At 67.9% G+C, this 23725-nt stretch carries 21 protein-coding genes and 1 pseudogene; 12 read left to right on the plus strand and 10 right to left on the minus strand.

The window, feature by feature from the left end; all coding sequences use genetic code 11:
- Positions 1-152 precede the first annotated feature (152 nt).
- Positions 153-1259, plus strand: a complete 1107-nt coding sequence (locus tag AC1D0A_RS18260) for an IS110 family RNA-guided transposase (protein WP_476944688.1) — start codon at positions 153-155, stop codon at positions 1257-1259.
- A 281-nt stretch (positions 1260-1540) separates the two neighbouring features.
- On the opposite strand, the pseudogene AC1D0A_RS18265 reads toward AC1D0A_RS18260, so the two are convergent.
- Positions 1541-2041: pseudogene (locus tag AC1D0A_RS18265) on the minus strand (TspO/MBR family protein); the annotation flags it as partial.
- 114 nt (positions 2042-2155) lie between these two features.
- Between AC1D0A_RS18265 and AC1D0A_RS18270 the strand changes: the two are divergent.
- Together AC1D0A_RS18270 and AC1D0A_RS18275 are read left to right on the plus strand one after the other, a co-directional pair.
- Positions 2156-3229: a lipid II:glycine glycyltransferase FemX gene (locus AC1D0A_RS18270; RefSeq protein ID WP_243181631.1), complete on the plus strand. Its 1074-nt coding sequence runs from the start codon at positions 2156-2158 to the stop codon at positions 3227-3229.
- 48 nt (positions 3230-3277) lie between these two features.
- Positions 3278-4774 carry a threonine/serine exporter family protein gene (locus AC1D0A_RS18275; RefSeq protein WP_243181630.1) on the plus strand — a complete coding sequence of 499 codons (1497 nt, stop codon included), beginning with the start codon at positions 3278-3280 and terminating at the stop codon, positions 4772-4774.
- A 196-nt stretch (positions 4775-4970) separates the two neighbouring features.
- Here AC1D0A_RS18275 and AC1D0A_RS18280 read toward each other — a convergent pair whose 3' ends face one another.
- Both AC1D0A_RS18280 and AC1D0A_RS18285 read right to left on the minus strand, forming a co-directional pair.
- Complete coding sequence (locus AC1D0A_RS18280) at positions 4971-5810, minus strand: siderophore-interacting protein (RefSeq protein ID WP_476943725.1); 840 nt, start codon at positions 5808-5810, stop codon at positions 4971-4973.
- Between the two features lie 51 nt (positions 5811-5861).
- A complete protein-coding gene (locus AC1D0A_RS18285; protein ID WP_476946475.1) occupies positions 5862-6668 on the minus strand; it encodes a uracil-DNA glycosylase in 807 nt (268 codons plus the stop codon).
- Between the two features lie 124 nt (positions 6669-6792).
- Here AC1D0A_RS18285 and AC1D0A_RS18290 point away from each other — a divergent pair, with 124 nt between their 5' ends.
- The 6 genes from AC1D0A_RS18290 (at position 6793) to AC1D0A_RS18315 (ending at position 12674) form a co-directional block, all read left to right on the plus strand.
- On the plus strand, positions 6793-7134 hold the full coding sequence (locus tag AC1D0A_RS18290) for a DUF3263 domain-containing protein (RefSeq protein WP_476946476.1): 342 nt from the start codon (positions 6793-6795) through the stop codon (positions 7132-7134).
- A gap of 93 nt (positions 7135-7227) precedes the next feature.
- Positions 7228-7863: a LytR C-terminal domain-containing protein gene (locus AC1D0A_RS18295; RefSeq protein ID WP_476946477.1), complete on the plus strand. Its 636-nt coding sequence runs from the start codon at positions 7228-7230 to the stop codon at positions 7861-7863.
- A gap of 158 nt (positions 7864-8021) precedes the next feature.
- The gene (locus tag AC1D0A_RS18300) at positions 8022-8225 is read left to right on the plus strand and encodes a cold-shock protein (RefSeq protein WP_028276955.1); all 204 of its coding nucleotides are present in this window, start codon (positions 8022-8024) and stop codon (positions 8223-8225) included.
- Positions 8226-8284: 59 nt separating this feature from the next.
- A complete protein-coding gene (locus tag AC1D0A_RS18305; protein ID WP_476946478.1) occupies positions 8285-9553 on the plus strand; it encodes an ABC transporter substrate-binding protein in 1269 nt (422 codons plus the stop codon).
- Positions 9554-9848: 295 nt separating this feature from the next.
- Positions 9849-11486 carry a chaperonin GroEL gene (gene groL / locus AC1D0A_RS18310; RefSeq protein WP_243181627.1) on the plus strand — a complete coding sequence of 546 codons (1638 nt, stop codon included), beginning with the start codon at positions 9849-9851 and terminating at the stop codon, positions 11484-11486.
- Positions 11487-11621: 135 nt separating this feature from the next.
- On the plus strand, positions 11622-12674 hold the full coding sequence (locus AC1D0A_RS18315; RefSeq protein WP_476946479.1) for an RNase H family protein: 1053 nt from the start codon (positions 11622-11624) through the stop codon (positions 12672-12674).
- A 13-nt stretch (positions 12675-12687) separates the two neighbouring features.
- Here the strand turns inward: AC1D0A_RS18315 and AC1D0A_RS18320 are convergent, their stop codons facing one another.
- From AC1D0A_RS18320 to AC1D0A_RS18345, 6 genes are all read right to left on the minus strand, one after another.
- The gene (locus AC1D0A_RS18320; RefSeq protein WP_028276951.1) at positions 12688-12975 is read right to left on the minus strand and encodes a WXG100 family type VII secretion target; all 288 of its coding nucleotides are present in this window, start codon (positions 12973-12975) and stop codon (positions 12688-12690) included.
- 191 nt (positions 12976-13166) lie between these two features.
- The gene (locus tag AC1D0A_RS18325; protein WP_476946480.1) at positions 13167-14633 is read right to left on the minus strand and encodes a sensor histidine kinase; all 1467 of its coding nucleotides are present in this window, start codon (positions 14631-14633) and stop codon (positions 13167-13169) included.
- Between the two features lie 2 nt (positions 14634-14635).
- A complete protein-coding gene (locus AC1D0A_RS18330; RefSeq protein ID WP_018775770.1) occupies positions 14636-15346 on the minus strand; it encodes a response regulator transcription factor in 711 nt (236 codons plus the stop codon).
- A 78-nt stretch (positions 15347-15424) separates the two neighbouring features.
- On the minus strand, positions 15425-17071 hold the full coding sequence (locus AC1D0A_RS18335) for a DNA repair helicase XPB (protein WP_476946481.1): 1647 nt from the start codon (positions 17069-17071) through the stop codon (positions 15425-15427).
- Positions 17068-19560 carry a helicase-associated domain-containing protein gene (locus AC1D0A_RS18340; protein ID WP_243181624.1) on the minus strand — a complete coding sequence of 831 codons (2493 nt, stop codon included), beginning with the start codon at positions 19558-19560 and terminating at the stop codon, positions 17068-17070. The genes AC1D0A_RS18335 and AC1D0A_RS18340 overlap by 4 nt, the downstream gene beginning before the upstream one ends.
- 10 nt (positions 19561-19570) lie before the next feature.
- Positions 19571-19804 carry a hypothetical protein gene (locus AC1D0A_RS18345; protein WP_079555362.1) on the minus strand — a complete coding sequence of 78 codons (234 nt, stop codon included), beginning with the start codon at positions 19802-19804 and terminating at the stop codon, positions 19571-19573.
- Positions 19805-19981: 177 nt separating this feature from the next.
- On the opposite strand from AC1D0A_RS18345, the gene AC1D0A_RS18350 reads away from it, so the two are divergent.
- The 3 genes from AC1D0A_RS18350 to AC1D0A_RS18360 are packed head-to-tail and all read left to right on the plus strand — an operon-like array spanning position 19982 to position 22313.
- Positions 19982-20365: a cold-shock protein gene (locus tag AC1D0A_RS18350; RefSeq protein WP_018776003.1), complete on the plus strand. Its 384-nt coding sequence runs from the start codon at positions 19982-19984 to the stop codon at positions 20363-20365.
- An 8-nt stretch (positions 20366-20373) separates the two neighbouring features.
- Entirely contained in the window at positions 20374-20973 is a 600-nt protein-coding gene (locus AC1D0A_RS18355; protein WP_476946482.1) for a DUF3027 domain-containing protein, read from the plus strand.
- 44 nt (positions 20974-21017) lie between these two features.
- Positions 21018-22313, plus strand: coding sequence for an MFS transporter (locus AC1D0A_RS18360; RefSeq protein WP_476946483.1), 1296 nt, complete (start codon positions 21018-21020; stop codon positions 22311-22313).
- An 85-nt stretch (positions 22314-22398) separates the two neighbouring features.
- On the opposite strand, the gene serC is transcribed toward AC1D0A_RS18360, so the two are convergent.
- Positions 22399-23529 carry a phosphoserine transaminase gene (gene serC / locus AC1D0A_RS18365; RefSeq protein ID WP_243181620.1) on the minus strand — a complete coding sequence of 377 codons (1131 nt, stop codon included), beginning with the start codon at positions 23527-23529 and terminating at the stop codon, positions 22399-22401.
- Positions 23530-23725: the final 196 nt, after the last annotated feature.

Genomic DNA, 23725 nt, shown 5'->3' on the forward strand with positions numbered 1-23725 from the left:
CCCTAGACAATATGAAGTGTGGTGGTTGCCTGAAGTAGGACTGGAACCCCGGGTTCAAAGAGATTCGTGGGTTGCCGGCCCACGGTCTGTTCCGCATTCTGGTGCGGGTGTGGACTGGTAGAGCCACATTTGAACGTCTGGAGGTTCCAGCCATGAACAAGCGTACCTACGTCGGTTTGGATGTCCATGCGCGCAGTGTCAAGGGTTGCGCGATCGACCGCGAAACCGGCGAAATTCTGCGCCAGAGCCTGGCCGCCAACGATGCCGGGATCGCCGAGTGGGTAGCCCGGTTACCAAGCCCGGTCCTGGTTGTCTATGAAGCAGGACCCACCGGATTCGGTCTTGCCCGGCTTCTGAATGCGGCAGGGATTGAATGCGTGGTCGCGGCGCCGTCGAAGCTCCAGCGCCCTCCCGGAGACCGGGTGAAAACCGATGCCCGGGATGCCGAACATCTCGCCCGGCTGGCCCTGCTCGGGCAAATCACCCCGGTGCGGGTCCCGGGCCCTTCCCAGGAGGCCGCCCGGGATCTGGTGCGTGCCCGCGAGGACGTGCGGGCGGATCTGATGAGAGCACGGCACCGGGTCTCCAAGCTTCTGCTGCGCCACGGCCTGGTCTACTCCGGCGGCCAGGCCTGGACCGACGCCCACCACACCTGGCTGCACCGGCAACATTTCGATGACCCTGCCCTGCAGGCCGCATACGAGGCCGGCCTGGAGATGGCGGAACTGACGCTGGACCGCAGAAATCGTTTGGATGCGAAGATCACCGCGATGGCGGCAACGGAACCGTATGCCCCGGTGGTGCGGGCCCTGATGTGCCTGCGCGGTGTCTCGGTGCTGACCGCTTTCGGGCTCGCGGTGGAGATCGGCGACTGGAACCGCTTCACCGGCTCCACCATCGGCGCGTATCTGGGCCTGGTCCCCTCGGAGCATTCCTCGGGTGCGTCCCGGTCCCAGGGCGCGATCACCAAGACCGGGAACACCCATGCCCGCCGTCTGCTGGTCGAGGCCGCCTGGCACCACCGCCGCCCGTACAACAATGCCAGTCGTGACATGCGCTCCCGCTGGGATGCAGCCGACGAAGCGTCCCGGGTCCGCGGCCACCAGGGAAACCACCGGCTGCACCACAAGTGGGAACAGTTCGAAACCCGTCACAAACGCCGGGTCATCGCCAACGTCGCCATCGCCCGGGAACTGGCCGGCTGGTGCTGGTCCCTGGCAGCCCCCGTCCAAAAGGAACACCCATGGACGGATGACTAGACGTACCGTTCCCGGCCCCGACCCCAAGGCCCGGCAGCGTGGAGGAGACCCGCGACACAACTATGGACAACCGGCTAACACCGGTGACGCCCGACATTCCTAGACCAGCGGCACCCCTCCAGCCGAACACCTCGTCCTGCGGTAACCAACCCGCGCATATCAGCCAGACAGCGCTCCCTCGTCGAACATGACGCGCCAGCCAACCGGACGACGCCGAAGAACGGATACGAAAAGAGCGGTCCAAGACAAACCAGCCCTGGACCGCTCACCCTTGCCCTATTGACAAGAACACCTGTCCGGCTGATCGGTCCGAAGAGCACCACCGTCACGGCCACGGCTACGGCCAAAGCCACGATGATCCCGAACGCGATCCACAGCGCCGGCGTCCCGAGCGCCGGGTACAGGGCGAAGAAGACCGGCGTCCAGAGCAGGTTCAGCCCCAACTGCACGCCGTAGGCTGTCAGGGCCGCTTTGGACCCCGGGGCGCGGCTGCGCCAGACCAGCCACGCCGCGACGGCCATGGCGGCGTACAGGACCGTCCAGACGGGCCCGAAAACCCAGTTCGGCGGGGACCACGGGGCCTTGTCCGCGGTGGCGTACCAGCCGTTGACGTGGTTGGCCGTGGCCAGGCCGCCCAAGGCCGCAACGAGCGCAGACGCGGCGAGGAACAGCAGCAGCGCGACCACCTGGGAGTAGCCACCGCCCGTGCCGCTTCCGACGCCCTTAGAGTGGCCGCCGGGCGCCCCGGGACGGCCTTCCAGCGGTTGTTGCTGAGCGTGCATGAGACCAGCGTAACCGCCTGACCCGGACCGGCGGCAGGGTGCGGACCGATAGACTTGGGGCTGCATGTTCGCATGCCGCCGAAGCTCGTACCGCAATGATTGGATACCGCACCCTTGCGAGAATTCACTGCCCGTTTTGCCTCTGCCGAAGAGATTGCCAACTGGGATGCCCACGTCACCGCGAACCCCAACGGCGGCAATCTCCTGCAATCGGAAGCCTTCGCCGAGGTCAAACAGCACTTTGGCTGGAAGCCCTTGCACCTGGTGTACGAGTCGGCCGATTACACGAGCTACAACCTGGTCCTGGAGAAGTCCTTTCCGGTCCTCGGCAAGCTCTGGTACCTGATCAAGGGACCCGACGTGGCGTCTGTCGAGGACATCCCCGGGATCGTCGCGGCTAACGCGGACTTCGTCAAAAGGGCCAAGCTGGGCGTCTTCGCGATCAAGATCGAACCGGATGTTGTCTTGTCCGACGACGCCGCGCGGATCCTTGAGGGCGCCGGCCTGGTCAAGACGCACAACCTGCAGCCGAACGACTCCACGGCGCTGCTCGATATTGCGCCCGAGGAAAACCAGCTGCTGCGCAACCTGCATTCCCGGGGCCGCAACGCCGTGCGCCGCGCCATCCGCGAGGGCGTGGAAGTCCACAACGTCGAGCCCACGGAAGAGAACTTCCGGGCCATGTATGCCCTGATGACCACCACGGTGGAAGCCAAGTCCCAGGTCCGGGTGCGCGAGTACGAGTACTACCGCCAGTTCTGGACCAACTTCCTGGCCCGGGACCAGGGCAGGCTGCTCTTCGTGTACGAAAACGGGGTGCCCTCGGTGGGCGCGTTCGTGATCAACTACGGCCGCAAGGGAACGTACAAGGACGGCGGCTCCCTGCAGAAGCGTGGCCAGTACGGTGACTCGCACCTCGTGCAGTGGACCGCGATCAACCAGGTCAAGGACCTCGGCTGCACCGAATACGACTTCTGCGGCACGCCGCCGAGCCACAAGCTCAAGGACACGTCGAACCCGTTCCATGGGCTGGGGCTCTTCAAGACCAGCTTCAGCAAGACCGTGACCGACTTCGTCGGCTGCTATGACCAGGTTCTGAGCCCGCTGAAGTACAAGGCCTGGATGACGGCGGGGGAGCGCGTCGCACGCCAGGTCTACACCCGGCGCACGGGCCAGCAGTTTTACTAAACCGAGCCAAAGACAATCAAGGTCAGCCAGGACAGTGAGGAGGCCGGAATGAACAACGGAACCGACGGCCACCGCAGGCCACCCACGGACGGCCTGCCCCGGACCCAGCCGATGTCGGCCATGCAGGTGCGCCAGAACGCCGCCGCCAAGAGAATGCTGCGCCGCCTGGTCCAGGGCGAAAACCCGCCCACCGCGCCGATGAGCATCGTCGACCGGCTCGCCGGCAGCCCCTACGCCAACCCGATGATTCAGGTTGGCGGGGTGGATGCCGCAGCCCGCAAGACCATCGATTTCGCCCTGAAGCTGGCCGAATCCATGTTCCGGTACGGGGCCGGCGCCCTCGAAGTCGAGACCAGCATCATCGCCATCACCGCCGCGCTTGGCCTCAAGAACATCGAGGTGGACATCACCAACCAGTCGGTGGCCATCAACTACGCACCCAAGGACCAGACGCCCATCTCACTGCTGCGGGTGGTGCGGTCCTGGACCAACAACTACGCGGGCCTCTCGCAAGTGCACCAGCTGGTGACAGACATCGTGGCCGGCGGCGTCGGCCGCGAGGAAGCCGTGCGCCGGCTTGAGGACATCACCCGCAGCGCCAAGCCGTTCCCGCGGTGGATGGTCACCGTGGCCTTCGGCGTGTTCTCTGCCGTTTTCGTCGGTGTCCTGGGCGGCGGACTGGGCGCCTCGGTCGTCGCGTTCCTCTCCAACCTTCTGGTCAGCCTGCTGGCCCGCCAGCTGGGCCGCTGGCGTACGCCGGACTTCTTCATCACTGCCTCGTGTTCGTTCCTGGTGACCATTATCGCCCTGCTGCTGTGGCGCTTCGGCAGCCCGCTGGGAGTGCAGATTGCCCCCGAAATCGTGGTGGTCGGCGGGATCCTGCTGCTCCTGCCGACGGGACGCTTGGTGTCCTCGGTGCAGGATGCGATCAACGGCTTCCCCGTCACGGCGGCCGGACGGTTCCTGTCCACCATGCTGACTTTCGGGGCGCTGGTCGCCGGCATCGCCGTCGGCTTCGTCGTGGGGGACATGACCGGCATGGATCCCATAGACGTCACCAAAACATTCCCGCCCAAGTATGACTTGTGGGTGATCGTCATCCTGATCGCCATTGCGGTGCTGATGATCGGCATCACGGAACAGACCAGCTGGAAGCTGCTGCTGCCGACTGCGGCCGTGGGGGTGGTGGGCTACCTGGTCCTCATCGGCGGCGACGCCCTGGGCATCGGATCCCGCTTCGCCCCGGCCCTCGCTGCCGTGGTGATCGGCCTGCTGGCCCGCGTCGTGGCCCTCCGGATGGGCGCCCCACAGCTGGTGGTGGCCGTTCCCGCTGCGCTGATCCTGCTCCCCGGGCTCACTATATTCCGGTCGATGTATGTATTGACCATCGAGGAATCGGAGATTCTCATGGGCGCCGGCGGGATGCTCAACGCCGGGGCCATCGTGCTCGGTGTCGCTGCCGGCATCGTGCTCGGCGACACCCTGGCGCGGCCCCTGACGCGGAGCCTGGCGAGCAACGAACGGCGCAGGGCCCGCCGCCGCTAGATCTTGCGAGGAATGCCCGTCCGGGTCCCCTAAGGCGCCGGGTTTCCCCACTTTTGCCGGGACGCGACGGTGTGTCGGCCCGCCGCGCCGGCGTGTCCCGGCGTCGTGGTGGCAAAGGTGGGGAAGCTCCGCAGCGCCAAATCTTGCTCTGCTAGATCTTGCGCCGTTAGATCTTGCGCCGTTAGATCTTGCGCCGTTAGATCTTGCCTATCGGCAGCTTCTTCTCCGCCTGGAAGTCGTCCTCCACCCGGCCCTTGGCCCAGTAGCCCGAGAGGGACACTTGGGCCCGCTCCAGCCCGCGCTGCACGTAGAACACGTCCCGGAGGCCCTTCATGTAGCCCCGCTCGCCGTGGGCAAAGACCTGCACCCGGCCCTCGGGCCACTCGGCGTCGCGCACCGCCGTGACCAGCAGTTCGCTCTCACCGGCGGGGGCGCCGCCGCGCAGCAGCCAGCGCAGCTCGACGCCGGCCGGCCCGGCGATGGCCTGGACGTCGGCGTCGCTGTCCACTTCGAGCAGGGCGAGGCCGCGGGCATCCTCCGGCAGGGATTCGATCGCCGCGCCGATGGCCGGCAACGCTGATTCATCGCCGGCAAACAGGTACCAGTCCGCGGCCGGATCCGGGTTGTACCCGCCGCCGGGGCCGGTGAAAGTCAGGCGATCGCCGGGCTGGGCCGAAGCCGCCCAGGGGCCGGCGAGCCCCTCGTCGCCGTGGATCACAAAGTCAATGGCCAGTTCCTGCGCCGCCGGGTCCACCCAGCGGACCGTATAGGTCCGGGTGTGCGGCCACTGACTGCGCGGCATGGTTTCCCGGATGGCCCACAAATCCAGCGGATCCGGGTATTCGACGCCGGGTTGCGGAAAGACGATCTTGACGTACCGGTCCACATAGTCGTTGTTGACGAACCCGGCGAAGCCAGGGCCCCCGGCGATGATCCGGACCATGTACGGGGAGAGCTGCTCCCTGCGCAGGACCGTCAGATCGGTCTGGGGGCGCGAGTTCCGGGTGGCGGTGGTGGCTGCGGGGACGGATGTCATGCAGCTAAGCCTAACCAAGAACCCCCGGCGGGAGCATTGCGCGGAGGCCTGTTACGGCAACGGCGGAAGCTCCCAGTCGACCGTCCCGTTGCCTTGTTCCAGCAGCAGGGCGTTGGCCCGGCTGAAGGGCCGGGACCCGAAGAAGCCGCGCGAGGCCGATAGCGGGCTGGGGTGGGCGCTGGCGATCACGGCGGCGGACCCCAGCAGCGGCCGCACGGACTCGGCATCCTTCCCCCACAGGATCGCCACCAGGGGGGCATGGCCCGCACCGGATACGGACGAGCGGCCGGCGACGGCCCGGATGGCCGCCGCCGTCACGGCCTCCCAGCCTTTGTTCCGGTGCGAGCCCGCCGCGCCGGCACGGACGCTGAGCACCCTGTTGAGCAGCAGTACGCCTTGGTCAGCCCAGTGGCTGAGGTCCCCGTGGACGCGCGGGGGGAAGCCGAGATCGGCCTGAAGTTCCTTGTAGATGTTTGCCAGGCTGCGGGGGATCGGCCGGGTGGCGCCGTCCACGGCGAAGGACAACCCCACGGCGTGCCCCGGCGTCGGATACGGGTCCTGGCCCACCACCAGCACGCGGACGCCGGCCAGGGGCTGCCGGAAAGCCCGCAGCAGGTTTGTCGGCGAGGGCAGTACGCCGTGCCCGGCGGCCACTTCGCCCGCGACAAAGGCGAGGGCTTCGCGCAACTGCGCCTTCACCGGCGCCAGCGGCTCCGCCCAGTCCGGAGCAACCAGCGCGTCCAGCGGCCGGCGGGCCAGGTCCGCGAAGCTGAGGGTGTCCGCGGCTGCGGGCTCCAGCTCGAACAGCGCGTCGGGTTCACTGGCGGGGTCAAACTCGGCATCAAACACAGCACCCATTCTTCCCCAGCTGCGGCCCGTTTCTGCGCCCTCCCGAATGACAACCCTGTCATTCGGCCGTAGCATGGGGACTGACTTTTTACCGGATCCAGCCAGGTTTTTCGGAATCAACCAGGAGTGTGTCGTGGCCGAAACAGCGCAAGAGCACGTGCTCGCGGGGGATTCTGCCGTCTTCCCAACCGCCGGCGCGGGCCCGGACGGGGTGTCGGCGGAGTCTGCGCTGAGCGCCCGCGACCAGCAGATGCTGGCCTTGGAGCGGCAGTGGTGGAAGTACGCCGGGGCCAAGGAACAGGCCATCCGCGAGCTGTTCGATCTGTCCGCCACGCACTACTACCAGATCCTCAATGCCCTCATCGATACCGAGGATGCGCTGGCCCACGATCCCATGCTGGTCAAGAGATTGCGTAGACTACGTACATCACGCCAACGTGCCCGCACTGCCCGTCGTCTGGGAACAGATTCGTAAAGTCGCGTCACGAGCAGCCGGATGCGCACGTCCTGTTGCGTCCGTTCCGGCCTCGGGCACCCCGTATGAAATCAGCAAGGACGTCGTTTTACCATGACCAAATACGCTCGGGATGAATTTGATCGGGTCCCGGAGACCTCTGCCCGGCAGGGAGTCCACCGGGCCGTCGCGGCATCGCGGCGGCGGAGCCTGGCGCCGATCCTGGCGGCCGGCTGCGTAGCCCTGGCCATCGGCCTGGTGGCCTTCCTGATCCTGCCGAAGCTCGGCTTCTCCGCAGGCCAGGCCGCGGCCGTGACCGCCGGTGCCAGCCCGTCCGCATCTGCCAGCAGCAGCCCGTCCGCCACGAGCACCGTGAGCCCCGGTCCCACGCCGACGAGCCCGGAGCCGGCCGGCACGGACGCCGCCGCGCCGGCGGCTTCGCCGTCTGCTACGCCGAGCGCCACAGCCGCCGCTGTCGACAAGACGCAGCCGGTGACGATCTACAACGCGACCACCACCGCCGGCCTCGCCACCCGCGTCGGCGGCACCGTCACCTCCGACGGCTGGGTCCTGGGCGAGACAGGCAACTGGGGCGGTGTCCCGCAACAGACGTCGGTGATCTTCTACAGCGGCGTCGAGCAGAAGGACAATGCGGAGGCACTCGGAGCCCTCCTCGGCGTGGACACCCTCGTGGACTCTGCCGAGTTCAACATGCCCCTTGTCGTCGTGCTCGGCCCCGGCTACCAGTAGCCAATCCGGTTACGCCTCAATAACTATTAGGCGGCGGCCCTGCCCGCCGCCGGCGTTCCTGGGGGACGCTGTGGGTACAGTATCTGCGGATTTCTCTTCGCAGTCCGCGGCGCACATCGAGGTGGGCCGCACGCAAGCTAGCTGAAAGTGTGGACACCATGGCACTGGGAACCGTCAAATGGTTCAACGCCGAAAAGGGCTACGGCTTCATCTCCGTGGACGGTTCCGAGAACGACGTCTTCGTGCACTGGTCCGCGATCGTCGGGGAGGGCTACCGCGCCCTGGACGAGGGCCAGCGGGTGGAACTGGAAGTCGGCGAGGGCGAAAAGGGCCCGCAGGCCGAAAGCGTCCGGCCCGCCTAGTGGTACTGGCTGCCGTCACGAACGCCCCAAGGAACGCGGCCGGGCGCCGCGGAGGTCATTTGCCGTTGGGCCGCGCGCTGGCGGCGGGCACAGTAGCGGCCCTGGCCCTGACGGGCTGCCTGGGCCCGGCGGGCAGCGCCCGCGTGGCCAGCGCGGACGCCAGCGGTGACGGCACCCTGCGCATCGGCCTGATCCTGGACAACACGGGCAAGCAGAACTTCCTCAACGCTTCCGAGCTCGCGGCGGCCAAACTTGCCGTCAAGGAGATCAACGCTGCCGGCGGGCACAAAGGCAGACCGGTGGAGCTGCTGCCGGAAACCATCAGCACGGACACCGCCGCCCAGGCGAAAGCGCTGGTTGCCGCCAAGGCCGACGTCGTGATCGGCCCGACCGATTCCAGCCGTGCCCCGGCCGCCATCGACGTGCTGGCCAACGCCAAGGTAGCCGTGATCTCCCCGGCCAACACCGCCGCCGGGCTCAGCAACTACAAGAGCGGCGGCTACTATTTCCGCACCTCGGCCGCCGACATCGCCCAGGCCTCCGTCCTCGCCAAACTGGTCAAAGACGGCGGTGCCAGGACCCTGGCGGTGCTGCATGAGGAAGGCGACTACGGCAAAGACGTCGCCGCCGCCGTCGGCGGCGCGGCGAAACAGTCCGGACTCGAAGTCGTGGCGGACGCGGAGTTCACCCCCGGCCAGGCGCAGCAGGCTGTCGCCGCCGCTAAGGCCGCCAACCCCGACGCCGTCATCCTGGTCTCGCGCGACGGCGCACAGGGCGCCATCGCCGAGCTGAACAACGCCGGCCTCGCCGGCAAGAAGCTGGTCCTCAGCGACGGAGCAGTCAGCAAGTACGGCGCTGGCCTGGGCGCCCGGGCGCTCGAGGGTGCACGCGGGATCCTGCCCGGCGTGTTTCCCTCCGCCGCCTTCCAGGCGGACCTCGTGGCCGTTGATCCCGGGCTGAAGGACATGGTGTTCGCCGCCGAGACGTACGACGCCGTCGTCCTGGCCGCCGTCGCCGCCGCCGCAGCAGAGGACGACGCCGGGACCTCCATCGCAGCGTCCCTCGTCGCGGTCTCCGGCGGAACCCCCGCGGCAGGCGGAACGGGGGCCGGCGGCAGCCAGCCGCCCAGCAAGTCATGCACGAGCTACAAGGACTGCGTCGGCGTCCTCCGGGCAGGCCAGCGGCCCGACTACGACGGCCAGTCCGGACGGATCAACTTTGATGCCCACGGCGACATCACCGAAGCGAACTACATGGTCTCGACTTACGGCGAGGACAACCTGCCCACTGTGGACGGCACGGAAGCCGCGAGCAGCAGCGGCGGCTGATCGCTGGTAGCGTATTGTGCCCGCGTGGCGGCCGGTTCCGGCCGGCCACTGCTTGCACTCTCCCCGGGGGAGTGCTAATTATTGATTTAGCACTCCAGCGCACTGACTGCTAACACGACGCCCGGTCCGCCCGGCCGCGAAGTGGGGCAGCCGGTCCAGGAGCTAAAGAAACACCTTGCTGGGGTGAGATCCCGGACCCGGCGGCATACAGAGGCCGCGGGGTTGGGATCGTCCGTCGCGGGCACCACAGCGAAGGTTCATTCTTAACGACTGTCCCGAAAGGACTACTGCCGTTATGGCCAAGATCATTGCATTTGATGAAGAGGCACGCCGCGGTCTTGAGCGGGGCCTGAACATCCTCGCCGACGCCGTCAAGGTCACCCTCGGCCCGCGGGGACGCAACGTCGTCCTCGAAAAGAAGTGGGGCGCCCCCACGATCACCAACGATGGTGTTTCCATCGCCAAGGAGATCGAGCTGGACGATCCCTACGAAAAGATCGGCGCCGAGCTGGTCAAGGAAGTTGCCAAGAAGACGGATGACGTCGCAGGCGACGGCACCACCACGGCAACCGTGCTGGCACAGGCCCTGGTCAAGGAAGGCCTGCGCAACGTCGCGGCCGGCGCTGACCCGCTGTCCCTCAAGCGCGGCATCGAGAAGGCTGTTGACGCGGTCACCATCGAGCTCCTGGCCTCCGCCAAGGAAATCGAGACCAAGGAAGAGATCGCCGCCACCGCGTCCATCTCCGCCGGCGACAACGAGATCGGCGCCCTGATCGCCGAAGCCCTCGACAAGGTCGGCAAGGAAGGCGTCATCACCGTCGAGGAGTCGAACACGTTCGGCCTCGAGCTGGAGCTGACCGAAGGCATGCGCTTCGACAAGGGCTACATCTCCGCCTACTTCGTCACCGACGCCGAGCGCCAGGAAACGGTCCTTGAGGATCCGTACATCCTGATCGTCAACTCCAAGATCTCCAACGTCAAGGAACTGGTTGCTGTCCTGGAAAAGGTCATGCAGTCCAACAAGCCGCTGCTGATCATTGCCGAAGACATCGAGGGCGAGGCCCTGGCCACCCTGATCGTCAACAAGATCCGTGGCACCTTCAAGTCCGTCGCCGTCAAGGCTCCGGGCTTCGGCGACCGCCGCAAGGCGCAGCTGGCCGACATCGCCATCCTCACCGGTGGCCAGGTCATCTCCGAGGAAGTCGGCCTCAAGCTTGAGACCGCCGGACTCGAACTCCTTGGCAAGGCCCGCAAGGTTGTTGTCACCAAGGACGAGACCACCATCGTCGAGGGTGCAGGCGACGCCGACCAGATCGCCGGCCGCGTGTCCCAGATCCGCGCCGAGATCGAGAACTCCGATTCCGACTACGACCGCGAGAAGCTGCAGGAGCGCCTGGCCAAGCTGGCCGGCGGCGTTGCAGTCATCAAGGCCGGCGCCGCAACCGAGGTCGAGCTCAAGGAACGCAAGCACCGCATTGAGGACGCCGTCCGCAACGCCAAGGCTGCTGTCGAAGAGGGCATCGTCGCCGGCGGTGGCGTTGCCCTGATCCAGGCCGGCGCCAAGGCATTCGCGAACCTGCAGCTCTCCGGTGACGAAGCAACGGGAGCGAACATCGTCCGCGTTGCCATCGACGCCCCGCTGAAGCAGATCGCCTTCAACGCCGGCCTCGAGCCCGGCGTCGTCGTGGACAAGGTCCGCGGCCTGCCCGCAGGCCACGGCCTCAACGCCGCCACCGGCGAGTACGTCGACCTGCTGGCCGCCGGCATCAACGACCCGGTCAAGGTAACCCGCTCTGCCCTGCAGAACGCGGCTTCCATCGCCGGCCTGTTCCTCACCACCGAGGCCGTTGTAGCCGACAAGCCCGAGAAGGGTGGCACCCCGATGGGCGGCGGCGACGACATGGGCGGCATGGGCGGCATGGGCGGTTTCTAACCACCCGCGCCAGCCATCACCGGCTGTTCGACGACGGCGGTCCCACCTTCGGGTGGGGCCGCCGTCGCCGGTTAAGCGCGGCACCTGGCCAAGGGAGCGTCGGTGGGTGTCGGCGGGTTCTGGCAGGATAGGTCAGTGACGATTACAGCAGCGGCCGACGGTTCGGCCTTAGGAAATCCTGGCCCGGCCGGCTGGGCCTGGTACGTGAATGACGACTGCTGGCGGGCCGGCGGATGGCCCCACGGCACGAACAACCAGGGCGAACTGATGGCGGTGCTGGACCTGTTCCGGGAAACGGCGCACATGCCCGGGGAAGACCTGCTGATCCTCTGCGACAGCCAGTACGTCATCAACGCCGTGACCAAGTGGATGCCCGGCTGGAAACGCAAGGGCTGGCGCAAAGCCGACGGCAAGCCGGTGCTGAACGTGGACCTCCTCAAGGACATCGACCAGGCGCTCGTGGGCCGCAAGTACACCTTCGAGTGGGTGCGGGGCCACGCGGGGCACGAGCTCAACGAGGCGGCGGACGTCCGCGCCCGGGCAGCGGCCACGGCGTACCAGCAGGGCGTGGCCGTCCGGCAGGGTCCCGGGTTCGGCAACCCGGAGGGCGAACCGTCAGCGGGCAAGACACCGCAGGACAAGATGCAGCAGGACAAGATGCAGCCCGCCGCCCTGCATCCCGACGCCCAGCCCGCCGCCACCCCTGCGGACGCCGCCCCCGCGGCCCGGCCGCAGGCAGCCCCGGCGCCAGCCGGCCAGCAGGAACTCTTTGGCGTGCCGGGGACCTACGACGAACCGGACCTCTTCAGCGAACTCGAAGAAGAACGTGCCGTAGACCGGGCGGAGGCCAGCGCCGAAGCCGTCGTCGAGTCCCTCGAACGCGAACTGCTCCGCCCCGAAACCCGGGCGGACCTGGGCCGCACGGGCGTGCTGCTCCACCCGGACTTCACCGAAATCGGCAGCTCCGGCCGGATCTGGACCCGCGACGCCATGATGATGTCACTCGAGGACAACCCGGGCGGAGCCGTGGAGCTGGAATTGTTGGGCGCGGACCGGCTGGGTGAGAAGACCATCCTCCTGACCTACCGCAGCCACACCCGTGAGGGATCGGCCCTGCGCAGCTCCCTGTGGGTCCTTGAAGGCGCGCAATGGCGCCTCCGCTTCCACCAGGGCACACCCGAGGCCTGAGGGCGCGTGCGGCTCACGTGAAGCGCTGCGCATTGCCCTGTTCCGCCTGCGCATAGGTGGCGGCAGCGGAGTTCAGCGCGAGGTTGATGGACGCCAGGGAAGCCTCGACCCTGCCCTGGGTCAGCGTCCACTCGGCCACGAGGGTTTGGAAATTAGTCGCCGCGGAGCCCCGCCAGCTGCCCTGGAGCTCGTCCAGCCCCCGTTTCATGGCGTGGACGTCCGCGCTGATCCTCTCCACCGTGGCCTGCACGTTGGCGGACTTCAGCTGGAGGAGTTCCGTATCGACGGAGATGATGCTCATGGAAAGGCCTCTCGAATGCTCGGGAGGCGGCCGCGGCCCGGCGGAGCACGGTGACCGTCAGCGGGTCTGCGGTGACGTATTGCGCTGACATTTTCGGTGAGAGCTGGCGGGGGAGCGGCTGCCTCATCCGGATCTTCCGGACACCTCGAGCGTAGGCGGGCGGCGCGCCGGCCGGACACCGCCGTCGGCCCCTATGTGGATAAGTCCGCTGTGGACCGTTCCGTGGCCTCTTCGTCCAGGAGCGGGATGCTGACCACCAGCGTGGCACCACCGCCGTCGGTCTTCCCGACCCGCACGGACCCGGAATGCGAGCCGACGATGGCGGCCACGATCGCCAGGCCAAGTCCGCTGCCGCCGGTCTCCCGGGTCCGGGAGGTGTCGGCGCGGTAGAAGCGCTCGAAAATCCGGGCCGCCTCGTCATCCGGAACCCCCGGTCCGTGGTCCCGGACCTCGATCACGGACTGCCGTGTTCCGTCCGGTGCGGTCCGGACCCCGACGCCAATTTCGACAGGGGTGCCCTCCGGCGTGTAGCGCAGGGCATTACCGACCAGGTTGCTGACCACTTGGCGCAGTTTGGCTTCGTCGCCCAGCACCGGGGCGGCGGTCGGGGCTGCGCCGTCAACCCCGGTGAGGGTGATGGTGCGGCTGCGGTCGCTCGCCTGGGTGTCCACCACGGCGTCGTTGGCCAGCAGCAGCAGGTCTGCGGGTTTCTGCTGCAACGGCCGCTGTTCGTCGATCCTGGCCAGCAGCAGCAGGTCTTCGACCATGGCTCCCATGCGTTTGGCTTCGCTTTCGATCCGCCCCATCGCCGTGGCCACGTCTTCCGGAGTGGACAACGCCCCGTGCCGGTACAGCTCGGAGAACCCGCGGATGGTCACCAGCGGGGTTCTCAGTTCGTGCGAGGCGTCGGCGGCGAAGCGCCGCATCCGCGCCTCGGACGCCATCCTGGCGGCGAAGGCCGTCTCAATGTGCGCGAGCATGGCATTGAGCGAGCTCCCAAGCCGGCCCACCTCCGTGCCCGGGTTCTCCACCTCCACACGCTGGGACAAGTCTCCCGCGGCGATCGCGGCGGCAGTCTTCTCCACCCGGGCCAGCGGCCGGAAGGACCGCGAAACAGTCCAGGTGGCAATGAAGAACGCCAGCACGAGCGTCAGCAGGCCCACACCCACCACCACCAGGGCAGCGTGTTCCATCACCGAATCCACGGGGTCCAGCGGCAGCCCGATCACCACGACGGCGCCACGGTTGTTGTTGTCCACCACGCTGACGGCCACGACCCGCCAGTTGCCGCCCTCGGATCCGCGGACCTGGAAGGGCATCTGCTGGCGTTCCCGGGCCTCGACCGAGGAAAAGGTGCTGAGCGCGGGGTGGGATTCCTTGTCGCCGCCGAAGGTGTAGGGCGGAAGACCGGGGCTGAAGAGCATCAGCGAGTAGTCGGTGGGAACGGTGGAGTTGGTCTCCTGCAGCTGGCTGAAGGACTGCTGCTGGCGCGCGGATTCGACGGCGGCCCGGAGCTTGTCATCCACCTGGCCCTGCAGGAAGCTGTGCAGCAGCGTCAGCGTGCCCGCCCCGGTAGCCGTGAGGGCCACCAGCATGAGCGCCATCATGATGGCCACGAGCTGCGAGCGCAGCGACGCCGATTTCCAGCGGTACAGCAAGGTCAGCGCTTCTCGGCAGTCCGCAGAACGTAGCCGACGCCGCGCTTGGTCTGGATCAGTGCCGGGGCATCGGGATCGATATCCACTTTGCGGCGCAGGTAGGAGATGTAGGACTCCACGATCGAGGCGTCGCCGTTGAAGTCGTACTCCCATACATGGTCGAGGATCTGGGCCTTGGACAGGACCCGGTTCGGATTGAGCATGAGATAGCGCAGGAGCTTGAATTCCGTGGGCGAAAGCTCGATCACGGTCCCGCCGCGCCGGACCTCGTGGGCGTCGTCGTCGAGCTGAAGGTCATCGACCCGGATCACGGCGTCGTCGTCGACCTGGGGTTGCGTGCGCCGGAGTACGGCGCGGATGCGGGCCACCACCTCGTCGAGGCTGAACGGTTTGGTGACGTAATCGTCCCCGCCCACGGTCAAGCCGGTGACTTTGTCCTCGGTGTCGTCCTTGGCCGTGAGGAACAGGACCGGGAAGTGCTTGCCGGCGGCGCGCAGGCGGCGGGTAACGGTGAAGCCGTCCATGTCCGGCAGCATGACGTCCAGCACCGCCAGATCGGGGGAGTGCAACTCAGCAGCAGCCAGTGCCTCGCGTCCGCTGCCGGCCGAGACGACTTCGAAACCAGCGAAGCGCAGGGACGTGGAGAGCAACTCGCGGATGTTCGGTTCGTCATCGACGACAAGCAGCTTGGCTTCGGGACCGTTCTTCTTCATGTTCCCATGATGCTCCCAGACTCTGGGAGTTTTCTGAATGGAGGTTGTGTGTTGCATGGCCGCATCCCCGGCACCCGCCTAGCCAGCGGTGCCGACGTCCTTCGCGTCCATGATCCGGTAGGCGTACCCCTGCTCGGCGAGGAACCGCTGCCGCTTCGCGGCGAAATCCTGGTCCAGGGTGTCCCTGGCCACGAGCGAATAGAACCGGGCGGAGCGGCCGTCCTTCTTCGGGCGCAGCAGCCGGCCCAGGCGCTGGGCCTCCTCCTGGCGGGACCCGAATGAACCGGAGACCTGGATCGCGACCGACGCCTCGGGCAGGTCGATGGAGAAATTGGCGACCTTGGACACCACCAGGGTCTGCACCTCGCCGGCGCGGAACGCGTCGAACAGCCGCTGGCGCTCCTTCACCGACGTGTCGCCCTTGATCACCGGCGCGCCCAGGCGCTCGCCGATCTCGTCGAGCTGGTCGATGTACTGCCCGATCACCAGGAGCTGTTCCCCGGCGTGTTCGGCGACGAGTTCTTCGACCACCCGGGTCTTCGTCTCGGAGGTGGCACACAGCCGGTATTTGTCGGCGTCCTCGGCCATGGCATAGGCCCCCCGCTCGTCGCGGGGCAGGTCCACCCGGACTTCCACGCAATCGGCCGGGGCGATGTAGCCCTGGGCCTCGATGTCCTTCCACGGCGCGTCGTAGCGTTTCGGACCGATCAGGCTGAAGACCTCGCCCTCCCGGCCGTCCTCCCGCACCAACGTGGCGGTCAGCCCGAGCCGTCGGCGGGCCTGCAGGTCCGCCGTCATCCGGAAGATCGGCGCGGGCAGCAGGTGGACCTCGTCGTAGATGATCAAGCCCCAGTCGTTGCCGTCCACGAGCTCCAGGTGCGGGTACAGCCCGCCGCGCTTCGTGGTCAGGACCTGGTAGGTGGCGATCGTGACCGGCCGGACTTCCTTGACGGAGCCGGAGTACTCGCCGATCTCCTCCTCGGTCAGCGACGTGCGTTTGAGGAGCTCGTCCTTCCACTGCCGCGCGGCGACGGTGTTGGTCACCAGGATCAGTGTGGTGGTGGAGCTGGTGGCCATGGCGGCCGCCCCGACCAGCGTCTTGCCGGCGCCGCAGGGAAGGACGACGACGCCGCTGCCGCCGGCCCAGAAGTTCTCCGCGGCCAGTTGCTGGTAGGGCCGCAGCTTCCATCCCGATTCGTTGAGCATGATGGGGTGCGGGGTGCCGTCCACGTAGCCGGCCAGGTCCTCGGCCGGCCAGCCAAGCTTGAGCAGCAGCTGCTTGAGCTGGCCGCGCTGGGAGGAATGCACCACCACCGTCTCGCCGTCGATCCGTGGCCCGAGCAGCGGGGCGATCTTCTTGGCGCGGCTGACTTCCTCGAGCACCGGGTAGTCGGAGGTGCGCATGACCAGGCCGTGCTGCGGGTCCTTCTCCAGCCGGAGCCGGCCGTACCGGGACATGGTCTCTTCGACGTCGATCAGCAGGGAGTGGGGCACGGGGAAACGGGAATACGTGAGCAGGGTGTCCAGCACTTTTTCGGCGTCCAGCCCGGCCGCCCGGGCGTTCCAGAGCCCCAGTGGCGTCAGCCGGTAGCTGTGCACATGCTCCGGGGCCCGTTCCAGCTCGGCGAACGCCGCGATGGCGTGCCGGGCCTCCGTTGCGAGTTCGTGGTCGACCTCCAGCAGGATGGTCTTGTCACTCTGGACGATCAGGGGCCCGTCATTCACTGGAACAATTCCTCTGTAGCTTCTACGTCGATAATGCGGTGGATGGACAGGACCCGCTCGATCTCCTTGTCCGGATCGAACACCCGCACCCGCCCGCCATTCACAGCTACCGGAACAACCGTCTCGCGGGTGGCATTCCCCATGCTGTCCACGACGTTCATGATGACCCGCTGCCTGAGGCGGATCGCCTTCAGCAGGGTCTCGAGGCCCAGCTGGGTCGCTTCCTCGCTGCCCGGTGCCGCCGGCGGGTGGGCGCCGGAGCCCGGCGCCCGGGACCCGTTGGCGCGGAGCACGGCCAGTTGGGCCTCGATGTCGGCCTCCGGCGGAGCGGTCCGCGGGGCCGTGTAGACCGGCCGGCCGCTGCCGGGCGCAGGGGTGCTGCGGCGCAGCCGGACGATCGCGGAGGCAGCTTCCTCCAGGACCGGGGCGAGCCCCAGACCCCGGAGGGCCTGGGCGGTTTCCCGGGGCGCGGCGTGGGAGACGACCACGGTGGGCGCGATGCGCACCAGCCCGAGGCCGGCCGCGGCCGGGGCGTTGAGCAGCTCCAGCAGGGCAGCCTCGTCCTCGCTTTGGATAAAGCTGGCCGCGGCCCCCACCCGGAGCCGGGAATGGCGCGCGGCAGTGTCTTCGATGAGGTACTGGAGGGGCTGCGGGATGGCGGTGGCCGAATGCTGGCGCAGGAAGTCCAGCATCGCCGCGGCGTCCTGGCCGGCGTCGAGGGCACGGCGCACGGAGGTGACGGAGAACCGGTAGATGGTGGCCGGTCCCTGCCCTTCGGCCGTGGCCATGGTCAGGAGCCGTTCGCTCAGTTCGGGGTCGAGGTAGCCCGGCGCCACCGCCGTCAGGTCCGCCTGCAGCAACACATGCTGCAGGGCCGCCGGCAGGTGTTCGCCCAGGATCCCCAGGGCGTCGTCCGGCTGCTCGGCGGCGATCGCGGCGCCCAGCTGGCTCAGCGCCCCGGAGCCGATCAGGCCGAGCATCTCGGCCTCCGCGAGGATGCCGCGGATCAGCGAGCTGAAGCGCCTGGCCATCCGGGGCTGCGTCCACTCGGCACGCTCCAGCACGGCGGCGGCATCGAGGACCGGGGCCTGCCCGTCGGGCGCCACGGCCTCAAGGGTGAGTTCGTGCAGGATTTCCAGGACCCTTTTGCGGACCACCGGGGCGTCCGGCCGCTGCGCCTCGGCGGAGAGCGCATTGATGGTGGTCCCTGCCGGGCCCCGGTGCCCTGCCGGGCCCGGGGCGGCAGCATTCACCGGTTGGCCCACGAGGGACGGTGCGCGCTCGCTGGCCAGCCAGGCGTTGACCAGCCACAGCCACTGCTCCTGCCGCGGCAGCGACAGCCACTCCAGCTGCGGCGGCTGCACCCACGCAGAACTGTCGACGTCCAGGCGTAGCAGACCGGCCATTCCGCAGAGCTCCGCGAGGACACCGGCCTCGTGCACTTCCATCCGCAGGGAATCCGCCAGCCGCTTCATCTCCCGGACCCCGACGCCCCCGCTGCGCAGCGTCGCCAGCGGCTGTTCGCGCACGGTGTAGAGCACTTCGCCCACGAGCCGCAGCGTCTCGGCGATGGCGCCCAACGCGGCGTTTCGGCGCAGCCCTGCGCTCGTGTTGCCCAGCCGGGGGACGGGCGGCGTGAGCGAAAAGTTCTCGATGACAAACCCGCCGCGCAGCGACACTCCGACGCTGTGCGGCAGTTCGACGTGCGCGGCGTCCAGCGGTACCAGCAGCCCGCGCGCCAGCAGCCAGTCCACGGGGCCGACGTCGGCGCCTTCGTGGAGCACGGACGCCCGGCGCTGCGCCTGCGGGACGGCGCCCATGGCCCAGTTCCCGAAGCGGGCCAGAAGGGCAGCGGTCCGGTCCGGTGCGGAGGCCAGGATTTGCTGGAGCGATTCCGGTGTTGCCGTCCAGTGCTGCAGGGACAGGGCGGCTTCCATCGGCGTCGTGGCGGGGGAGATGGACGCCCCGGCGCGGTGAAGTTCCCCCACCAGCTGCACCACGCGCTGTGCAAAAGCAGGCTGGAGCCGCACAAGTTCGGTGTAGCTGCGCCCGAGCCCCGCTGGGTAGATGCCAATCACGTCCTTGAGGCTGCCGACCGGAAGGTAGTGGCGCTGCTTGGCGGCGGCGGGGGTCGCGCCGTGCGGCGGATCGGCGCGGTGGACGAGGGCCAGTTCCTGCAGGGAATGGAGGAGCCGGTCGACGGCGGCAACCGAGGAGCCGTTGATCAGTTTCTTCAGCATCGCCGCCGACGCGCTGTGCCCGGTATCGGCGTTGGTGCACAGGTGCAGGGTTTCCAGGACCTGCATCTGCGGGCGGTTGAGCCGTTCGAGGGCCCGCTGCACGCTGACGCGTCCGCTGGCGCGGGCGGCGAGGGCGGCGAAGTCCGGGACGCCGGGAGAAATCAGGTCCGGCCGCGCGGAGAACAGGGCCCGCAACGATTCGTCGCTTCGTGCCTGAAGTTCCTTGCTGAGCGCGCGGATGAGGGACATCGCTCCAACGTTACCTTTCGCCGGGCCCGCGCGGGCGGCGCCGGGCTGCCACCGCGTCGACAACGAGGGCCAGCATGAGCAGGAATGCCACCGGGAGGCCGTAAAGGGCCGTCGAGGTAATCCAGGCCGGCGCCACGGCATTGTTGAAGGCCATGGCCATGACAGCGCCGACGGCAACGAGGGACAGCACAGCAAGGGTGGCCGCTACGATCATCAAAGGCCGCCGGTAACGCGTCAGTGTCATGGGGGCAACGCTAACAGTCCGGCATCGCCCGCGCCTCAAGCCGTTAAAGTGAACCAGGCAGGATAACCTTGGAGATACAGACCAACACGGTCCGGGCAGTCATACCCTGAACCCGCGTATCCATGCGGATGCGGTGACCGCCGGCCGTGTCCCCGCAGAACGAAGAAGGTTGATTACGTGCCTACCGGCAAGGTCAAGTGGTATGACAAGGAAAAAGGCTTCGGATTCCTCGCGGGCGAGGACGGCCAGGAAGTCTTCCTGCCCAAGTCCGCGCTGCCCGAAGGCATTACGGAGCTCAAGGCCGGCACGCGTGTTGAATTTGGTGTAGCCGACGGACGCAAGGGTGCCCAGGCCCTGGGCCTGCGCGTGCTGGACAAGACGCCGTCCATCGCCAAGGCAAAGCGGCCCAGCGCCAGGGACCTTGCCCCGCTGGTCCAGGACCTCGTCAGCGTGCTGGATAACCTGTCCGGGACCCTGTCCGCGGGCAAGTACCCGGAAGGCAACAAGGGCAAGGCGATCGCAGCGGCCCTCCGTAAGGTTGCCGACGAGCTGGACGTATAAGGCTTTTGATGACTCAGGAACCTGATCAGTTGCCGGCGCCGGATGCCGGAACCGCAGCGCCCGCCGGGGCTAAAGCAACCGGCCCCAAGCAGGGAATCCGTCCGCGCGCCGGCGTGCCCGTCTGGCGCACCGGCAAGCCTGACGCCTTCCTGGCCGCAGCCGTCGACGTCGCCCGCACCGCGGTGGAGGGCATTGCCCCCGCCGAGCAGATCGGCGAGCACATCGGCGCCCGGAGCGAGGGCGACCGCCTGGTGACCCACCTGTTCGAATCCAGGCTCCCCGGATACCTGGGGTGGCAGTGGTACGCCGTGCTGACACGCAACTCGCGCTCCAAGGTGGTCACGGTGGACGAACTTGGCCTTCTGCCCTCCGAGGACTCCATCCTGGCACCGGCCTGGGTTCCGTGGGCCGAACGGGTCCGGCCGGAAGACGCGCAGGCTGACGAGGCTGCCGAGGCGCCGTCCGGTCCCGAAGCGCCGTCGCAGGCGTCCGACGCCGACCAGCAGGATGACGCTGACGACGACGACGCCGACGACGCTGACACCGCCGACACCGACGCCGACGCCGACGACGCCGAGCGGGAACGCTCAACGGGCGAGGCCGACTAGCGGTTGGAAGCGTCCGGGAGCGTGTCTGGGGAGGGCTGGGGCTGATGTCCACGTTCAAATCCCTGCACATCCTGAACTACCGGATCTGGTTCGTCGGCGCCCTTATTTCCAACGTTGGCACCTGGATGCAGCGCACCGCCCAGGACTGGCTGGTGTTCGCCCACCTGACGGCGCACGATGCCGGGGCGGTGGGAATCACGATGGCCCTGCAGCTGGGCCCGCAACTCTTCCTGGCACCCGTGGCCGGACTGGTCGCCGACCGGTTCAACCGCAAGCGGCTCCTGGTGCTGACGCAGTCCGCCATGGCGCTGCTGAGCGCGGGGCTGGGCATCCTGGTGGTCACGGGCGCGGCGCAGCTCTGGCACGTCTATGCCTTCGCCCTGATGCTCGGGGTGGTTTCCGCCCTGGACGCCCCCGTCCGGCAAACCTTCGTCTCGGAACTGGTCCAGGACGACTACCTCCCCAACGCCGTGGCCCTGAACAGCGCGTCCTTCAATGTTGCCCGGATGATCGGTCCGGCCGTCGCCGGCGTGCTCACGGCCGTCGTCGGGCCCGGCTGGGTCTTCCTCATTAATACGCTCACCTTTGTGCCCCTGTTGCTGAGCCTGGCGAAAATCCCGTCGTCGTCGCTGCGCCGGCTGCCGCGGGCACCGGCGGGCAGGGGCAGGATCCGGGAGGGGCTGCGCTATGTGAGGTACCGTCCGGATTTGGTCGTGGTGCTGGTGGCGATCTTCATCGTGGGAACCCTGGGGCTGAATTTCGCCCTGTTCATCGCGGCCATGGTGGGGACCGAATTCGGCCTGGACGCGGGGGCCTTCGGCCTGATGAATTCGATCATGGCCATCGGATCCGTCGCCGGGGCCCTGCTGTCCGCCGGGCGCGGCAAGCCACGGCTGCGGGTCATCTTCGGGGCGGCCGCCGCCTTCGGCGTGACCTCGGGCATCGCAGCGATGGCCCCGAACTACTTCTGGTACGGCGTCGCACTTGTGCCCGTGGGGCTGTTCGCGATCACCATGATGACGAGCGCAAACGGGTACGTCCAGACCACCACAGAGCCCGTAATGCGGGGCCGGGTGATGGCCCTCTACATGGCGATCTTCATGGGCGGAACTCCCCTCGGGGCACCGTTCGTCGGCTGGGTGGCAAACACCGCCGGCCCCCGCTGGTCCATGGCGGTCGCGGCGGGCGCCGGCCTGCTGGCGGCCCTGATCGGGCTGGCGTGGATCATCCGCGCGAAGCACCTGCGGCTCCACTTCAACCGCCGCGCCCACGGGCTGCGGTACTTCCGCGTCGAAAGCCGGACCGGCGCGGCCGGTGCCGGCAGGGACCCGCGGCCGTAGGCATAGCAGGGCGGACGGACCTGAAACGACGACGGCGCCGTCACGGCCTAGGTCCTCAGGGGCCGTGACGACGCCGGACGCAGGGCTACTTCTTCAGTTCCGCCACGACGAAATCGATGCACTCGAGCAGTGCCGAGACATCGTCGGGCTCGATCGCCACGAAGGTGGCGATGCGCAGCTGGTTGCGGCCCAGCTTGCGGTACGGCTCGGTGTCGACGACGCCGTTGGCGCGGAGCACCTTGGCGATGGCCGCGGCGTCGATCGAGTCATCGAAGTCGATCGTGGCGATCACGTTCGAGCGGTCCTCGGCCTTGGCCACGAACGGCGTGGCGTATTCGGACGCTTCGGCCCAGCCGTAGATGCGGCCGGCAGAATCCGCGGTCCGGCCGGCGGCGAAGTCCAGGCCGCCGTTGGCGTTGAGCCACTGCACCTGGGCGTCCAGGGTCACCAGGGTGGCCAGCGCGGGGGTGTTGTAGGTCTGGTTCAGCCTGGAATTGTCGATCGCCGTCTGGAGGTCAAGGAAGTCGGGAATCCAGCGGTTGCCGGCCTTGATCCGTGCCGCCCGTTCCAGCGCGGCCGGGGAGAACAGGCCCAGCCACAGGCCGCCGTCGGACGCGAAGTTCTTCTGCGGCGCGAAGTAGTACACGTCCGACTCCGCCACGTCCACGTCCAGCCCGCCCGCGGCCGAGGTCGCGTCCACGAGCACCAACGACCCCTCGTCGGCGCCGGCCACCCGCTGGACGGGGGCGGCAACGCCGGTTGAGGTCTCGTTCTGCGGCCACGCATAGACGTCGACGCCGGCCTCCGCCCGGGCGGTGGGGCGGGTGCCGGGTTCGGCCTTGATGATGGAGGACTCGGCAAGGAACGGCGCCTTGTTGGTGGCGGAAGCGAACTTCGAGCCGAACTCGCCGAAGGACAGGTGCTGCGCCTTGTTCTCCACGAGCCCGAAGCTGGCAATGTCCCAGAACGCGGTAGATCCGCCGACGCCCAGCACCACTTCATAGCCTTCCGGTGCCCGGAAGAATTCGCTGAGGCCGCTGCGCACCGAGCCGACCAGGTTCTTCACGGGCGCCTGGCGGTGGGAGGTCCCCAGCAGCTTCGACGATGCCGCGGCCAGGGCGTCCATCTGTTCCGGCCGGACTTTGGACGGGCCGGCGCCGAACCGTCCGTCCTTGGGCAGGAGGTTGGCGGGGATCGTGATGCTGGTGTCGCTCACAGTGGCTCCAATTTTCGGCTGGTTCGTAGCGTGGCTGGGAGGTGGCGGGCAGGGATGGCTACCACGGACACCCCTCTTCATTCTGCCTGTCTTATTTTGCCTGACAGCTCCCGGCGATACAGAAAAAGGCCTGTCATAGTCCGGTCATTGAGACGCCGGGACGGCCGGCCGGCTGGGGCTGGGACAATAGCTTCAG

Source organism: Arthrobacter sp. P1_D4 (assembly GCF_056406115.1).

What these genes read in the sequence shown, in the direction of transcription:
- AC1D0A_RS18345 (WP_079555362.1), bottom strand. Translation starts at nt 19,804, where the DNA reads ATGACACTGACGCGTTACCGGCGGCCTTTGATGATCGTAGCGGCCACC.
- AC1D0A_RS18320 (WP_028276951.1), bottom strand. Translation starts at nt 12,975, where the DNA reads ATGAGCATCATCTCCGTCGATACGGAACTCCTCCAGCTGAAGTCCGCC.
- groL (WP_243181627.1), top strand. Translation starts at nt 9,849, where the DNA reads ATGGCCAAGATCATTGCATTTGATGAAGAGGCACGCCGCGGTCTTGAG.
- AC1D0A_RS18260 (WP_476944688.1), top strand. Translation starts at nt 153, where the DNA reads ATGAACAAGCGTACCTACGTCGGTTTGGATGTCCATGCGCGCAGTGTC.
- AC1D0A_RS18330 (WP_018775770.1), bottom strand. Translation starts at nt 15,346, where the DNA reads ATGAAGAAGAACGGTCCCGAAGCCAAGCTGCTTGTCGTCGATGACGAA.
- AC1D0A_RS18295 (WP_476946477.1), top strand. Translation starts at nt 7,228, where the DNA reads ATGACCAAATACGCTCGGGATGAATTTGATCGGGTCCCGGAGACCTCT.
- AC1D0A_RS18285 (WP_476946475.1), bottom strand. Translation starts at nt 6,668, where the DNA reads ATGGGTGCTGTGTTTGATGCCGAGTTTGACCCCGCCAGTGAACCCGAC.
- AC1D0A_RS18300 (WP_028276955.1), top strand. Translation starts at nt 8,022, where the DNA reads ATGGCACTGGGAACCGTCAAATGGTTCAACGCCGAAAAGGGCTACGGC.
- AC1D0A_RS18360 (WP_476946483.1), top strand. Translation starts at nt 21,018, where the DNA reads ATGTCCACGTTCAAATCCCTGCACATCCTGAACTACCGGATCTGGTTC.
- AC1D0A_RS18280 (WP_476943725.1), bottom strand. Translation starts at nt 5,810, where the DNA reads ATGACATCCGTCCCCGCAGCCACCACCGCCACCCGGAACTCGCGCCCC.
- AC1D0A_RS18340 (WP_243181624.1), bottom strand. Translation starts at nt 19,560, where the DNA reads ATGTCCCTCATCCGCGCGCTCAGCAAGGAACTTCAGGCACGAAGCGAC.
- AC1D0A_RS18355 (WP_476946482.1), top strand. Translation starts at nt 20,374, where the DNA reads ATGACTCAGGAACCTGATCAGTTGCCGGCGCCGGATGCCGGAACCGCA.
- AC1D0A_RS18275 (WP_243181630.1), top strand. Translation starts at nt 3,278, where the DNA reads ATGAACAACGGAACCGACGGCCACCGCAGGCCACCCACGGACGGCCTG.